The 14162-nt window shown below is 70.7% G+C and carries 12 protein-coding genes and 1 pseudogene; 11 read left to right on the forward strand and 2 right to left on the reverse strand.

The features are described from left to right. The first annotated feature begins 18 nt into the window (after positions 1–18). Genes D474_RS0104365 through D474_RS0104390 form a run of 6 tightly spaced genes read left to right on the forward strand, consistent with a single transcriptional unit; the run spans position 19 to position 4895 of the window. On the forward strand, positions 19–1203 hold the full coding sequence (locus D474_RS0104365) for an LLM class flavin-dependent oxidoreductase (protein WP_017612380.1): 1185 nt from the start codon (positions 19–21) through the stop codon (positions 1201–1203). A 17-nt stretch (positions 1204–1220) separates the two neighbouring features. Next, entirely contained in the window at positions 1221–1802 is a 582-nt protein-coding gene (locus D474_RS0104370; RefSeq protein ID WP_017612381.1) for an NADPH-dependent FMN reductase, read from the forward strand. Then, entirely contained in the window at positions 1799–2317 is a 519-nt protein-coding gene (locus D474_RS0104375) for a flavin reductase family protein (protein ID WP_017612382.1), read from the forward strand. Before D474_RS0104370 ends, D474_RS0104375 begins: the two co-directional genes overlap by 4 nt. A 33-nt stretch (positions 2318–2350) precedes the next feature. Next, a complete protein-coding gene (locus tag D474_RS27635) occupies positions 2351–3208 on the forward strand; it encodes an ABC transporter permease (protein ID WP_239646998.1) in 858 nt (285 codons plus the stop codon). Then, positions 3184–3921, forward strand: a complete 738-nt coding sequence (locus D474_RS0104385; protein WP_017612384.1) for an ABC transporter ATP-binding protein — start codon at positions 3184–3186, stop codon at positions 3919–3921. Before D474_RS27635 ends, D474_RS0104385 begins: the two co-directional genes overlap by 25 nt. Continuing rightward, a complete protein-coding gene (locus D474_RS0104390) occupies positions 3918–4895 on the forward strand; it encodes an ABC transporter substrate-binding protein (protein WP_017612385.1) in 978 nt (325 codons plus the stop codon). Before D474_RS0104385 ends, D474_RS0104390 begins: the two co-directional genes overlap by 4 nt. Positions 4896–5086: 191 nt before the next feature. Here D474_RS0104390 and D474_RS0104395 read toward each other — a convergent pair whose 3' ends face one another. Continuing rightward, a complete protein-coding gene (locus tag D474_RS0104395; RefSeq protein WP_026118157.1) occupies positions 5087–6832 on the reverse strand; it encodes a stealth family protein in 1746 nt (581 codons plus the stop codon). A 343-nt stretch (positions 6833–7175) separates the two neighbouring features. Between D474_RS0104395 and D474_RS0104400 the strand changes: the two genes are divergently transcribed. The 3 genes from D474_RS0104400 to D474_RS0104410 all read left to right on the forward strand — a co-directional run bounded on the left by D474_RS0104400 (position 7176) and on the right by D474_RS0104410 (position 10864). Next, positions 7176–7607, forward strand: coding sequence for a Fur family transcriptional regulator (locus D474_RS0104400; protein WP_026118158.1), 432 nt, complete (start codon positions 7176–7178; stop codon positions 7605–7607). A 31-nt stretch (positions 7608–7638) separates the two neighbouring features. Continuing rightward, entirely contained in the window at positions 7639–9840 is a 2202-nt protein-coding gene (gene katG, locus D474_RS0104405) for a catalase/peroxidase HPI (RefSeq protein WP_017612388.1), read from the forward strand. A gap of 175 nt (positions 9841–10015) precedes the next feature. Further along, entirely contained in the window at positions 10016–10864 is an 849-nt protein-coding gene (locus D474_RS0104410; protein WP_017612389.1) for an FkbM family methyltransferase, read from the forward strand. 593 nt (positions 10865–11457) lie between these two features. Here D474_RS0104410 and D474_RS0104420 read toward each other — a convergent pair. Further along, positions 11458–12348, reverse strand: coding sequence for an alpha/beta fold hydrolase (locus D474_RS0104420; RefSeq protein WP_017612391.1), 891 nt, complete (start codon positions 12346–12348; stop codon positions 11458–11460). A gap of 243 nt (positions 12349–12591) precedes the next feature. Between D474_RS0104420 and bioB the strand changes: the two genes are divergently transcribed. Both bioB and D474_RS32580 read left to right on the forward strand, forming a co-directional pair. Further along, the gene (bioB, locus tag D474_RS0104425) at positions 12592–13653 is read left to right on the forward strand and encodes a biotin synthase BioB (protein WP_026118159.1); all 1062 of its coding nucleotides are present in this window, start codon (positions 12592–12594) and stop codon (positions 13651–13653) included. Between the two features lie 209 nt (positions 13654–13862). Further along, positions 13863–14162 (forward strand): annotated as a pseudogene (locus D474_RS32580) (phosphodiester glycosidase family protein); the annotation flags it as partial.

Below are 14162 nucleotides of genomic sequence, written 5' to 3' on the forward strand. Positions count from 1 at the left end.
GAGGAAGTGCACCCCCCGATGTCACTCACGTTCCACTGGTTCCTCCCGACCCAGGGCGACAGCCGGGGCATCGTCGGTGGCGGCCACGGTGTGGCCGTCGACTCCGCGTGGCGCACCCGCGAACCCACGACCGAGTATCTGACCCAGGTTGCCCAGGCCGCCGAGCAGCTCGGCTTCGAAGGGGCCCTGACCCCCACCGGCGCCTGGTGCGAGGACGCCTGGTTGAGCACTGCGATGCTCGTCGACGCCACCCGGCGCCTGAAGTTCCTGGTCGCGTTCAGACCCGGCCTCCTCTCACCGACCCTGGCCGCGCAGATGGCCTCCACCTACCAGCGCCTCAGCAAGGGGCGGTTGCTGCTGAACGTCGTCACCGGCGGGGAGAGCGCCGAACAGCGCACCCACGGCGACTTCCTGGACAAGGACCGGCGCTACGCCCGCACGGACGAGTTCCTCCAGGTCGTGGACCGCCTCTGGAAGGGGGAGACCGTCGACCTCGACGGCGAGCACATCAACGTCGAGGGCGCCGCCCTCCACCGCCGCCCCGACCCGCGCCCCCCGTTGTACTTCGGCGGGTCCTCACCGGCCGCCCTCGACGTGGCTGCCTCGCGCGTCGACACCTATCTGACCTGGGGCGAGCCGCCCGCCGCCGTCGCAGACAAGATCGACCGGGTCGAGGCCCTGGCCGCCGAACAGGGCCGCACCCTCGACTACGGCATCCGCCTGCACGTCGTCACGCGCGACACCTCCGAAGAGGCCTGGGCCGAGGCCGCCCGCCTCCTGGACCACCTCGACCCCGAGACCATCGCCGAGGTGCAGAAGGGCCTGGGCCGCAGCGAGTCCGAGGGCCAGCGCCGCATGCTCGAACTGCACGGCGGCCGCGCCGAGGACCTCGAGATCCACCCCAACCTCTGGGCCGGCGTCGGCCTGGCCCGAGGCGGCGCAGGAACCGCTCTCGTGGGCAGCCACACCGAGGTCGCGGACCTCATCGAGGAGTACGCCCGCGCCGGTATCGGCGAGTTCGTGCTCTCCGGCTACCCCCACCTCGAGGAGGCCTACTGGTTCGGCGAGGGCGTGCTGCCGATCCTGCGCGAACGCGGCGTCTGGACCCCGCCCGAGGCGAACGCTGCGGCCACCGCCGGCGGCGGCCCCACCAGCGGCCCCCGCGTCCCCTTCGCCACACCCACGTCCACGCCCGCCTCCTGACCACGGAGCCACCGACGATGACCACCACCGCCCTGGTCGGCAACCCCCGGCCCGGATCCCGCACCCGCACCGCCGCCGAGCACACCTCCCGGCGCCTGGCACAACGGGCCGTGAGCACCACTGGACCCGGCACGATCGAGCTCGCCGACCTCGGGCCCGCACTCCTCGAACCCACTCCGCCGCCGGCTGTCGAGAGCGCCCTCGAAGGCGTGCGCAACACCGACCTGCTCGTGGTCGCCACGCCGACATACAAGGCCACCTACACCGGGCTTCTCAAGGTCTTCCTCGACCTGCTCCCCGGCGGCGGCCTGTCCGGGGTCACCGCCGTGCCCCTCATGCTGATGGCCTCGCCCGTACACACCCTCGCCGTCGAGGTGCACCTGCGCCCCCTGCTCCTGGAGCTGGGCGCGGACGTGCCCTTCCCCGGGCTCGCGATCGACCAGAACGACGTCCCCGAGGAGGGCGACGCGGCCGACGCGCCCCTGGACGGAGTGCTCACCGAGTGGCTGGAGCGTGTGCACCCCGCGCTGATACCGGCGACCCCGTCGGTGCACCCGGTCGGCGTCCACACCGCCGGCCGAGAAGGGAGACCCGCATGACCGCCGTACCGGAGACCGACACCGCCGGCGCCGTCGGCCCCGGCCTGTTCCGGACCGCGCTCTCGCACCACCCGGCCGGGGTCGTGGTCGTGACCGCCGATGTGGCCGGGGAGCCCGTCGGACTCACCGCGACCTCTTTCACCGGCATCAGCCTCTCCCCGCCCCTGGTCGGTTTCTACGTCGCCGAGAACTCCGGCACCTGGCCGAAACTGCGCCGTTCCGGGGAGTTCGCCGTGCACCTGCTCGGCGAGGACCAGGCCGACCTGGCCGCACGCTTCGCCGCCAAGGGCGTGGACCGCTTCGCCGCACCCACCTCCTGGCGGCCCGGCCCCGAGGACGTTCCGCTGCTGCACGGAACCGCCGTGCACCTGGTGTGCCGCCGCTACGACACCCGCCTGGTCGGTGACCACTGGCTCCTGGTCGGCGAGGTCACCCACTGTCTCGAGCTCGACGATCCTCGCCCGCCCCTGCTCCACCACCGCGGCGCGTTCGGCTCCTTCACCGCTCTGAGCTGAGCCGCCCGGTCCCTCCCTGGGAAGAGGCCCATGTTGAGTCTGTCGACACGCCGACGACCACTCAGCCCACCCGCCCCCGACTCCACCGTGCCCGAGGGCAGGGGACCCGCGCGCCGCCGCCCGGCCGGCCGTACGGATCCCCCCGCTCGGCACCGGTGGATCAGCCCCCTCGCCCTGCTGTTGACCTGGCAGGCCGGGTCCGCCGTCGGGCTGATACCCGAACGCCTGCTGCCCGGCCCCTCCACCATCGCCGCCACCGGGCTCGAACTCCTCCGGGACGGAACCCTGCTTCCGGCGATCGGCACCTCACTGCAACGGGTGCTCATCGGGTTCGGCATCGGCGCCGCCGCCGGTACCGTGCTCGCCGTCGCCACCGGGCTCTCCCGCTGGGGCGAGAACCTCCTCGACCCGCCCATGCAGATGCTGCGCACTCTGCCGATCTTCGGGCTCATCCCGCTGTTCATCCTCTGGTTCGGCATCGGGGAACTGCCCAAGGTCGCCCTGGTCGTCATCGCCGTGGTGATCCCGCTCTACGTCAACACCTACGCGGGGATCCGCGGTGTCGACGCCAGGTTCCACGAGGTCGCCCGGGTCGTGGGGCTGGGGCGCGCCGGGACCCTGCGCCACGTGGTGCTGCCGGGCGCACTTCCCAACCTGCTCGTGGGGCTGCGCCTGAGCCTCGGCTCGGCGTGGCTCGCGCTCATCGTCGCCGAGCAGATCAACGTCGACGAAGGGCTCGGATTCATGATCAACAGCGCCCGGGAGTTCTTGCGCACCGACATCGTGGTCTTCGGCCTCATCGTCTACAGCCTGCTGGGGCTGGCCACCGATTCCCTCGTCCGACTCCTCGAAAGGAAGGCCCTCGTATGGCGCCGCGGACTGCGACCCTGACCACCGCCGGGGAGGCCGCCGCCGTCCGAGGGGTGCACAAGGCCTTCGACGGGCGGACCGTGCTCGACGACCTGGACCTGACCATCGTCGAAGGCGAATTCGTCGCACTGCTGGGGCGCAGCGGATCGGGCAAGTCGACCCTGCTGCGCCTGCTCGCCGGGCTGGACCTCGAGCACGGCGGCGACGTCGGGACCGCCGACTCGGTCATGGTGGCGTTCCAGGAACCCCGCCTGCTGCCGTGGAAGAAGGTCGGCGCCAACGTCGTGCTCGGCCTCGACACCGACGACCCCCGCGGCCGTGCCTCATCCGCGCTGGGCGAGGTCGGGCTCGCCGGCCACGCGGACGCCTGGCCCGCCACGCTCTCCGGCGGCGAGGCCCAGCGGGCCTCCCTCGCCCGCGCACTGGTGCGTGACCCCGGGCTGCTCCTGCTCGACGAACCCTTCGGAGCCCTGGACGCCCTGACCCGGGCCACCATGCACGACCTGGTCCTGCGCCTGTGGGAGCAGCACCGTCCCGGGGTCCTGCTCGTCACCCACGACGTCGACGAGGCGCTCCAGCTCGCCGATCGGGCGCTCGTGCTCACCGACGGCCGCATCTCGTGGGAGTCCGCCATCGACCTGGAACGCCCGCGCCACCGCCAGGACCCGCGCCTGCTCGACCTGCGCACCGAGATCCTCGCCGAACTCGGTGTGGACATGAACGGAACACCATGACCGGACACACCGCCCCTCTCGCCGCCACCGCCCTGGCCCTCGTCGTGGCCGCCACCGGCTGTTCGACCGAGAGCGGCAGCGCGGACGACATGTCCGAGCTCACCCTGCGGGTCGGCGACCAGATCGCCGGTGCCGAACCGCTGCTGGAGGCCGCCGGCGAGCTCGAGGACACCCCGTACGAGATCGAGTGGTCCACTTTCACCTCCGGGCCGCCGCTGCTGGAGGCGATGCACGCCGACGCCGTCGACATCGGGCAGGTCGGCAACACCCCGCCGGTCTTCGCCGCGGCGGCCGACTCCTCGGTGCGTATCGTCTCCGCCTTCGACACCACCCCGGACGGCACCTCCGTGATAGTGCCGACGGGCTCCGACATCGAGGAGCCCGCCGACCTGCAGGGCGCCTCGGTGGCAGTCGCCCGGGGGAGTTCCGCCCACGGGCTGCTGTTGGGGATCCTGGACGCCGAGGGCCTGGACTTCGACGACCTCGACGTCAACTACGTGCAGCCCGCCGACGCGCTCGCCTCGTTCTCCGAGGGTGAGGTGGACGCGTGGGCGACCTGGGACCCCTACGTCTCGCAGGCCGGGGACCAGGCCGAAGCGGAGATCCTCGTCAACGCCGAGGGCCACACGAACACGTTCAACTTCCAGGTCGCGAGCGAGGACGCCCTCGGCGACCCGGTCCGCGAGGCCGCCGTCGAGGACTACGTCGAACGCATCAACAGCGCTGTGGAGTGGTCCCGGGAGCACCCCGAGGAGTACGCGCAGGTCTGGGCCGAGCACAGTGGTCTTCCTGCGGAGATCACCGAGCTCGCAGCCGAGCGGCGCGAACCCTCGCCCCGTCCCGTGGATGCCGCGCTGATCGAGGAGCAACAGGTGCTCGCCGACAACTTCGCCGAGGCCGGGGAGATCCCCTCCGCGCCGGACATGTCCGAGTTCGTCGACGACCGCTTCGACCACCTGGTGCCCTCCTCCTGATCCCGGACGGCCGGGACCGGACCGGTCCCGGCCGTCCGGTCACTCCTCCGGCCCGGCTCCGCCCCTGACCCGGGATGCAGCGCGACGCGGGGCGGGGCACCCCCGCCGCGCGTCGCTGTGCCCGTACGTCCGGTTGCGCGAGCACACCCGTGCCCCCTCGGGCGTGCGGGCACACGGGTCTGTTCCGGCGCTCAGGCCTCGGACTTCTCGTAGGGGGACGGGAACGGGAACCGGCGCTCGAGGAACGACCGCACCATCCGGCTCACCCGCTCCTCCGCCTCGGGAGGGGTGTCGAGGTCGTTGAGGCAGAAGAAGTCCACCTCGTCGCTCTCCTCCAGACGCGCCAGCTTCTCCTCGGCGTCTTCGGCGCCCACGTCCACGTACCGAAGCCGGTACTCCTCGGGGACAGCGCGGCCGGTCATCAGCGCGTAGTGGTGGTGCAGGGTCGCGGCGAAACCCACGTCGTCGGGCGACCGGAACCGAGACCGCACCGTGCGCTCGACGTCCTCGGCGTAGCGCTCCTCCAGCTCCAGCATGACCTCGCGCATCTGCGGGTGCGGCACGTGCTTGAACTTGTGCGTGATCCGCCGGCCGAAGTCCTCGTGCAGCAGGCGCCGCACGTTCTTGCCGGCCGAGTTGGGCGCGACCTCGTCCCGCAGCGGGGCTCCCGCCCCGAACTGGAACGGGGAGAACGGCAGGCGCGCGATCCCGTTCGCGTGGAAGAAGTCCTCCGCCCGTGCCGGGCCGGCCAGGAACACGTCGTCGTTGAAGTACAGGTAGCGCTCCGACAGCCCTTCGATGTGGTGCAGCCGCGCCCCGATGGCGTGGGAGTTGAACGTGGGCAGCGCGCCGGGGTCGTCGAAGATGTCCCGGTGGTCGACCACGGTGATCCCCTCCGCCGAGGGGTCCAGCCATCCGGGGACCTGCGCGTCGGTCACCAAGTACACGTGGCGCACGAACGGCGCGTAGCTGTGCAGGGCCCGCAGCGAGTACCGCAGCTCCTGGCGATCCACGAACCGCGACCGGTTTGCGGCCAGCGACGGGGCAGCGGCCCCGCTGTGGCGGGCGCGCTTGGCTGCGTGCTCGGGGTCGGCGCCGTCCACCCACGTGTAGACCACGTCCACGGGGAAGTCGGCGTCGTCGGCCAACCGCCAGGTGAAGGGCTCGTACGTGGGGTGGTCGCGCTCGTGCACGCGCAGGGTCGCGGGCACGCGCGCCTCGGGTGTGAGCAGGTCCGAGACCCGGTTGCGGCGCGGGGCCACGAGGGCTCCGGGCATCGCCTGCAGGGGGATCACTGTGCGCAGCTTCGAGAGGATCTCGTCGGCGTTCTCTCGCGCGATCACCGTCTCGCCGTCCCGCCAGAACTCCACGTCGCACCCGTACTCGAAGCCGCCCATGAGTCGCCCGTCGGGGGAGAGAAGATACTCGGCGAAGCGGATCGTCAGCCCGGACTTCACCCCGGTCTCCAGAGCACCGTCGACGTAGGCGCTGACGCCTTCGACCCCGCCACCGCGCACCGGTGCGGCGGCGTGCACTGCGCTGGAGGCGTACAGCTCGCGCATGGCGTCGAGGAAGTCCTTGCGCCGGTCGCGGTGCACCCCGACGACGTGGCGCAGCGGTGAGCGCCCCCTCACCAGGAAGTAGGGGATCTCCGCTCGGTCGAGGGCCCGGGTGACCAGCTCCAGGTGGTGTGCCGCGGCTCCGGCGGAGGTGAAGGCCCCGACCGTCCGGCCGATGCGTTCCTCGCCGTGGTGGTCGAACATGCGGGTTTCGGGGTCGGAGGCGAGGAGGTCCTCGCGTCTGCGGGCGATCTTGGCCAGTCGGCGTTCCTCGGCGGCGGCCTCCTGCGCGGCGCGGCGCTCGTCCTCGCGGCGTTCTCTGGTCTGCCGGGGGATGAACAGCTCTCCGGTCTGCTTGATGCGGGTCCTCAGGGGCATGCGTCGGTTTCTTCCGTGTGTCGGGGGGAGGAGGGGATGGCACGCGAAGGTCTGCGACAGGTCGGTCTCCGCGGACACGGCGTCCCGAGACAGGACAAACGTCTCCTTCCCGGCGTTGACGGGTCAAACAAAAGGAGAACGATTCGTTGCATCCCGGAGATCCCGGGTTGTCGGCCCGGTTGACGTTCGATGACAGATCACCACACAGGGTGCGTTCCCGGCTGCTTCGGGGTCACCACGGAGAGGCCGGAACCGGCCGTGTGGTGGGGGTCACCCGGTCCGGTATGGGCTGACTCGCTACATCATTTGACTCAGTCAAAAAAAGTCGGCTAGCTTTTCAGGTATGCCAACCCCTACGGATTTCGAGCAGATGCTCCGGGAGTCCGCGCTGCGGGTGACGAGTCCTCGGGTCGCCGTGCTCTCCGCAGTGCACGAACACCCGCACGCCGACACCGAGACGATCATCGGTGCCGTGCGTGGGCGGCTCGGTGCAGTGTCCCATCAGGCCGTCTATGACGTGCTCAAGGCGCTCACCGGCGTCGGCCTGGTTCGCCGCATCCAGCCACAGGGGTCGGTGGCGCGCTACGAGACACGGGTGGGAGACAACCACCACCACGTCGTGTGCCGATCGTGTGGGGCCATAGCCGACGTCGACTGCGCCGTCGGCCATGCCGCCTGCCTCACCGCATCCGACGACCACGGCTTCTCGATCGACGAGGCCGAGGTCGTCTACTGGGGCACGTGCCCCGAGTGCTCCGGCACGCACAGTTCCTGAACCACATCCTCCCTGCTCCGGAAGGACGCCGATGTCTGAAAACACCGAGACCGGGGGCGGTTGCCCGGTTGCCCACGGCAACAGTGCTCCGCACCCGACCGCGGGCGACGCCAACCGCGGCTGGTGGCCGAACAAGCTCAACCTGAAGGTCCTGGCCAAGAACCCGGCGGTGTCCAACCCGCTCGGCGAGGGCTTCGACTACGCCAAGGCCTTCCAGGCGCTCGACCTCGACGCGGTCAAGGCCGACATCGCCGAGGTCCTGACCACGTCGCAGGACTGGTGGCCCGCCGACTTCGGCCACTACGGCCCGCTGATCATCCGCATGGCCTGGCACAGCGCCGGCACCTACCGCCAGCACGACGGCCGCGGCGGCGGCAGCGCCGGTCAGCAGCGCTTCGCCCCGCTCAACAGCTGGCCCGACAACGGGAACCTGGACAAGGCCCGCCGTCTGCTCTGGCCCGTGAAGAAGAAGTACGGCCAGAACCTCTCCTGGGCCGACCTCCTCATCCTTTCCGGCAACGTCGCCCTCGAGAACATGGGCGTGGAGACCTTCGGGTACGCCGGCGGCCGTGAGGACGTCTGGGAGCCGGACGACGACGTCTACTGGGGCCCCGAGACCACCTGGCTCGGCGACGAGCGCTACAGCGGTGACCGCGAGCTCGAGAAGCCGCTGGCCGCCGTCCAGATGGGTCTGATCTACGTCAACCCCGAGGGCCCGAACGGCAACCCGGATCCGCTGCTCGCCGCCCACGACATCCGTGAGACCTTCGGTCGCATGGGCATGAACGACGAGGAGACCGTCGCGCTCATCGCCGGCGGCCACACCTTCGGCAAGACCCACGGCGCGGCGCCCGACAGCAACCTCGACGCCGATCCCGAGGCCGCCCCGCTGGAGATGCAGGGCCTGGGCTGGAAGAGCGCCCACGGCTCCGGCAAGGCCGGCGACGCCATCACCTCCGGCCTCGAGGTCACCTGGACCGCCACGCCCACCCAGTGGAGCGACGGGTTCTTCAAGAACCTGTTCGAGTTCGAGTACGAGCTCACCCAGAGCCCGGGTGGCGCCAACCAGTGGATCGCCAAGGACGCCCCGGAGATCGTTCCGGACGCCCACGACCCGAACGTCAAGCACAAGCCGACGATGCTCACGACGGACCTGGCGCTGCGCTTGGACCCGGTCTATGAGCCCATCTCCCGCCGCTTCTACGAGAACCCGGCGGAGCTCAAGGACGCCTTCGCGCGCGCCTGGTACAAGCTGACCCACCGCGACATGGGCCCGAAGGTCCGCTACCTCGGCCCCGAGGTCCCGTCCGAGACGCTGCTCTGGCAGGACCCGCTGCCCGAGGCGCAGGGCGAGACCATCGGAGACGCAGAGATCGCGACGCTCAAGGGCAAGGTCGCCGAGTCCGGTCTGACCGTGTCCCAGCTGGTCTCCACCGCCTGGGCCTCGGCCTCGACCTACCGCGACAGTGACAAGCGCGGCGGCGCCAACGGTGCGCGCATCCGCCTGCAGCCGCAGATCGACTGGGAGGTCAACAACCCGGACGAGCTGCGCCCCGTGCTCGGCAAGCTCGAGAAGATCGCCGAGGAGTTCAACGCCTCCTCCGACAAGAAGGTCTCCCTGGCGGACCTGATCGTGCTCGCCGGCAACACCGGTGTCGAGCAGGCTGCCAAGGCGGCCGGCAAGGACGTCACCGTCCCGTTCACGCCGGGCCGCGTCGACGCCTCCGCCGAGCAGACCGACGAGGAGATCTTCGCCTACCTCGAGCCGGTCGCCGACGGCTTCCGCAACTACTACCGCAAGGACAACCGTCTTCCCGCGGAGTACCTGCTGGTCGACCGCGCCAACCTGCTCGGCCTCAGCGCCCCGCAGATGACCGTCCTGGTCGGCGGTCTGCGCGTGCTGGGCGCCAACTACGACAACTCGCAGGTGGGTGTGCTCACCGAGCAGCCGGGCGCGCTGACGAACGACTTCTTCGTCAACCTGCTCGACATGGAGACCGAGTGGACGGCCACCGACAAGAACGCCGAGTTCTCCACCTCCTACGAGGCCAAGGACGAGTCCGGCAAGGTCAAGTGGACCGGTAGCCGCGCCGACCTGGTCTTCGGCTCCAACTCCGAGCTGCGGGCCCTGGCGGAGGTCTACGCCTCCGACGACGCCGCCGACAAGTTCGTCCAGGACTTCGTCGAGGCGTGGAACAAGGTCATGAACGCCGACCGCTTCGACCTGGTCTGATCCGACCCGGCCGAGCTTCGGCCCGACACCGGTGAGCCCTGCGGGGTGAACCGGGACCTGCACCGGCGGCCGGCCCGTCCCCCTGGGGGCGGGCCGGCCGTTTTTACGTTCCCCAAACAAATTTTTGCGTGTCCCCTGACATGCCGGGGTCCGGGTGCTTAGCGTGGGGCTCACTATGCCGACATTGCTCAGACGTGGCCTGAACCTGCTCCGCACTCTCAACGTCCGTGTGCAGGATCTCGAACCCGGGAGTGCGCTGGTCAGCCGCAACCACGGGTACGAGGTCGTCCCCCTGGGGCGCGGGAGCTGGGTCGTGCGACGCGGAAAACCCGACGTGCAGCGCACCCACAAGGCGGTCATGAACCACCTGGCCGCCGAACACGTGGCTTCCCTCCTGTACCACTACCGTGCCGACTGTGTGCTCGACGTGGGCGCCAACACCGGCCAGTACGCCAAACAACTGCGCCGGTACGGGTACCGGGGACGGATCGTCTCGTTCGAACCCGTACCCGAGATCACCGAGAAACTCCGAAGAGCCGCTGCGAACGACCCCGACTGGCACGTTTACCCGTACGCACTCGGGCGCGAGGACCGTACCGACACCATCAACGTCGTGTACGGGTCCATGAGCTCGATGCTGGGGCCCAGCGAGTTCGGGAACACCCGTTACAAGCGGTTCAAACGCAGCCGCGGGCAGGAGATCGAGGTACGCCGCCTCGACGGGCTGCTCGACAAGGTCCTCGACGGCCTCGACGATCCGCGGCCCTACCTCAAGCTCGACACCCAGGGTTTCGATCTGGAGGCCTACGCCGGCGGCGGCGACCGCGTGCGCGAGTTCGTGGGGCTGCAGTCGGAGGTCGCGCTCATGCAGATCTACGAGGGCATGCCCCGGATGGCCGAGGCCATCGCCACGTTCGAGGCGGACGGGTTCGAGATCACCGGCATGTACCCGGTGACCCGGGAGGAGACCACCGGCCGGGTGCTCGAGTTCGACTGCGTCATGGCCCGCGCCGACGCGATGTAGAGGGCGTGGCGCGCAGGGTTGTCCGCGCCGGGCTGATCAGTCCGGCGGATTCTCGTCGGGGTCCGGCGCGGGCAGCTCGTACTTCTGCCTGTGAGGTCTCCGGGGCTTCGTCCAGGAGGCGGAGGCTGTGGGGGTGGTCGGTCGCGGATCTCGTCCCCCGTGGCGTGATCGGCGACCAGGACGCCGTGTCCCGAGGGTGCGGTCGTCGAGGCGGAGTACTGGTGATCGCCGGTGCGGTGTTCCTCGAGCAGTCCCCGGAGCGGTCCCGGACCAGGACCGGTCCCTGGCCGAGGTGGTGCCCCGTGCCGAGGATCCGTTCCTGGTCGTCGCTGAGGGAGAGCGCGGTGCTCCAGAGGGTGTTGTCCGGCTCCAGCCTGTGCGCGGAAGGAGGGGATACCCGGAGCGGTACCCGGCAGGTGTTCTTCACCGGGGTCAACGCGTCCGTCGGAAGGCCCGCCCTCGCCCTGCGGAGGCTGGCCTCATTCAGGCGCCCGCCGGTCCCCGCGCCGTTCCACTTCACGATCGGCCGGCTCCGGGTGGACCTGGAAGCCTGATCCGGTCCGGGTCGGTCACCACTCCGGCGCGACGCCCGGTCAGAGCATGTCGAGGACGATCCCGGCGAGTTCCTGCGGCGCGGCCATGGGCACGTTGTGGTGTGTGTGCATCTCCACGAGCGAGCGTTCCGGACGGCCCTCGACCAGCGCCCGCACCTCGTCGCGTCGGTCGGCGTAGAACCCCTCATCTGGCAGGACGATCGTGACGGGGCAGGTCAAGCGGTCGTAGACGTCCACGCTCGGGTAGACGGCCGCGTCGGGGGCGGGTGAGCTGATCACGCCGATCTGTGCAGCGGTGGGACGCCGCAGCCAGCGTTCGCCGCTGCGTGTGAACGAGCGCTCGAGCAGGGCCAGGACCAGATCCGGACGTGAGCCGCGGTTGAGCCAGTCCTCGGGCGCCTCGCGCACACTGCGGTCGATGTAGGCGCGCATCTCGTCCCCGGTCGCCGACCAGCCGTACCCGAATCGGGTGCGGATCTGTTCCAGTGCCTCGGGTGAGCTCCAGTACGCCTGCTGCGCCACGGCGGTCTCGCGGTCGTCCAGGACCAGCCCGTCGACGATGCAGACGGCGGCGGGGTCGACCAGGCCGGCCGCGGTGACGGCGGTGACCGCGTACCCGCCCATGGAGTGGCCGACGAGGAGGGGGTTGTCCCAGCCCAGGGCCCGGGTGGCAGCGGCGAGGTCGCGCCAGTACTGCTCGGCGCGGTCGGACTCGAGCGGACTGCGGCCGTGCCCGCGCAGGTCGACGGCGACCGCCCGGCAGCGCTCCGTCAGGTGTGTTGCCACGTCCGTCCACGCGGCGGCGTTGTGGCCGGACCCGTGCACCAGGAGGACGGGCGGCCCGGAACCGGGGCCGGGGGCGGGGCCGCCGAAGTCCAGAGCTGTGAGGGTGCCGTCGGCGATGGGCAGTTCGATCTCCTGGGCTGTCATCCCGCCATCGTCACGCGGGGGAGGGGTACGGGCAATCGCATTTTCCGGCGCCGTACGGAACCGGACCCGGGAATCCCGACGACTGCCGGGCGCTGGCGACCACGCTCGACCGGTACGCCGAGCAGATGCACGCCGGCGACGGACCCCGGTGAAGCCAACAGGTCTGCCGCACAAGACTTCCCGGGGTTTCTTGGCGGGTTCGGCGGCTGTGGGCGCCCGCTCCCGCCCACGAGGATCGGGCCCGTGAGACAACTGGAAGCCCTGACCGAAAAGGCCCTACGACGCCGTACCCCCACCCGTCAGGAGCTGCTGAGCGTGCTCAGCGGTTCCGACGACGAGCTCATGGACCTGATCGCCGCCGTGTTCAGGGTGCGGCTGCACTTCTTCGGACGCCGGGTCAAGCTCAACTACCTCGTCAACCTCAAGAGCGGCCTGTGCCCCGAGGACTGCCACTATTGCTCCCAGCGCCTGGGTTCCGAGGCCGACATCGTCCGCTACACCTGGCTCACGCCCGAACAGACCCGTGCTGCGGCCTCGGACGGGATCGATGCGGGCGCCACCCGCGTGTGCCTCGTCGCCAGCGGCCGCGGGCCCACCGACCGGGACGTGGACCGTATCGCCCCCGCGATCGAGGCCATCAAGGGGCAGCACCCGGGCGTGGAGGTGTGCGCGTGCTTGGGCCTCTTGTCACAGGGGCAGGCCGACCGGCTGCGCGACGCCGGAACCGACGCCTACAACCACAACCTGAACACGTCCGAGTCGCGCTACGCCGACATCTGCAGCACCCACACCTTCGCCGACCGGGTGGCCACGGTCGAGGAGGCCGAGCACGCCGGCCTCTCACCCTGCTCGGGGCTCATCGCCGGGATGAAGGAGACCGACGACGACCTCGTCGACGCCTTGTTCGCACTGCACCGGTTGGCCCCGGACTCGGTGCCGGTCAACTTCCTCATGCCCTTCGAAGGCACCCCCTTGGAAGGCACCTGGCATCTGACCCCGCAACGCTGCCTGCGAATCCTGGCCGCCACCCGGCTGGTCTTTCCCGACGTGGAGGTGCGCCTGGCCGGAGGACGGGAGATCCACCTGCGCTCGTTGCAGCCGCTGGCCCTGCACATCGCCAACTCGGTGTTCGTGGGCGACTACCTCACCAGTGAGGGCCGACCGGGCCGGGCCGATCTGGAGATGATCGAGGACGCCGGGTTGCAGGTGCAGGGCGCCGACGAACCGACCCTGCCGAGGGAACGCCACGACCTGCTCAGGGCACGGCGGAGAGGCGCGGGGACCGGCCTTCCGCCGAACGCCTGATTCTGTCGGGCCGGGGACCCTGCCTCCTTCCTCGCGAGACCGGGGACGGGCGACGGGGCAGTGGGGCCGGAGAGTTTTGGCCCCGCGTTCATGTCGGACACCCGTGTGTGTGGGCCGACCCTGCAAGGATCGCGCCGTGGGTCGTGTGTGCGGTCCCGGGCCGGGCACACCCCACCGCCGATCCGCGCTCCGACACGGAAGGGTCCCCCGTGAACTGCATCCCCCCGAGACGGCCCGGTCCGCCCCGTTCGGCAGCGGTTCCCGCGGCCGTCTCCGCCGCCGTGCTGATCGCCCCCCTGCTTCTGCCGACGTCCGATGCCATGGCCGGGCCTCCGACGACCGGGACCGCACAGGTGGGGGTGGAGCCGATGGCCACCGGGGTGGACCTTGCCTCCGGCCCCGCAGCGGGGGACGGGGGCGACGACGGCTTCGGGAGCCTGCTCACCGTCGACCTCACCGAGGACACCGCGGTCGTGCACTCGGACGGCGGCAGCCTGACCTCTCCGTCC

The sequence above is a fragment of the Nocardiopsis salina YIM 90010 genome, assembly GCF_000341025.1.
Taxonomy (GTDB): domain Bacteria; phylum Actinomycetota; class Actinomycetes; order Streptosporangiales; family Streptosporangiaceae; genus Nocardiopsis; species Nocardiopsis salina.

Bases quoted from the DNA above. Each gene is read 5' to 3' on its own strand.
- D474_RS0104365 (WP_017612380.1), top strand. From the start codon at position 19: ATGTCACTCACGTTCCACTGGTTCCTCCCGACCCAGGGCGACAGCCGG.
- D474_RS0104370 (WP_017612381.1), top strand. From the start codon at position 1,221: ATGACCACCACCGCCCTGGTCGGCAACCCCCGGCCCGGATCCCGCACC.
- D474_RS0104375 (WP_017612382.1), top strand. From the start codon at position 1,799: ATGACCGCCGTACCGGAGACCGACACCGCCGGCGCCGTCGGCCCCGGC.
- D474_RS0104385 (WP_017612384.1), top strand. From the start codon at position 3,184: ATGGCGCCGCGGACTGCGACCCTGACCACCGCCGGGGAGGCCGCCGCC.
- D474_RS0104390 (WP_017612385.1), top strand. From the start codon at position 3,918: ATGACCGGACACACCGCCCCTCTCGCCGCCACCGCCCTGGCCCTCGTC.
- D474_RS0104395 (WP_026118157.1), bottom strand. From the start codon at position 6,832: ATGCCCCTGAGGACCCGCATCAAGCAGACCGGAGAGCTGTTCATCCCC.
- D474_RS0104400 (WP_026118158.1), top strand. From the start codon at position 7,176: ATGCCAACCCCTACGGATTTCGAGCAGATGCTCCGGGAGTCCGCGCTG.
- katG (WP_017612388.1), top strand. From the start codon at position 7,639: ATGTCTGAAAACACCGAGACCGGGGGCGGTTGCCCGGTTGCCCACGGC.
- D474_RS0104410 (WP_017612389.1), top strand. From the start codon at position 10,016: ATGCCGACATTGCTCAGACGTGGCCTGAACCTGCTCCGCACTCTCAAC.
- D474_RS0104420 (WP_017612391.1), bottom strand. From the start codon at position 12,348: ATGACAGCCCAGGAGATCGAACTGCCCATCGCCGACGGCACCCTCACA.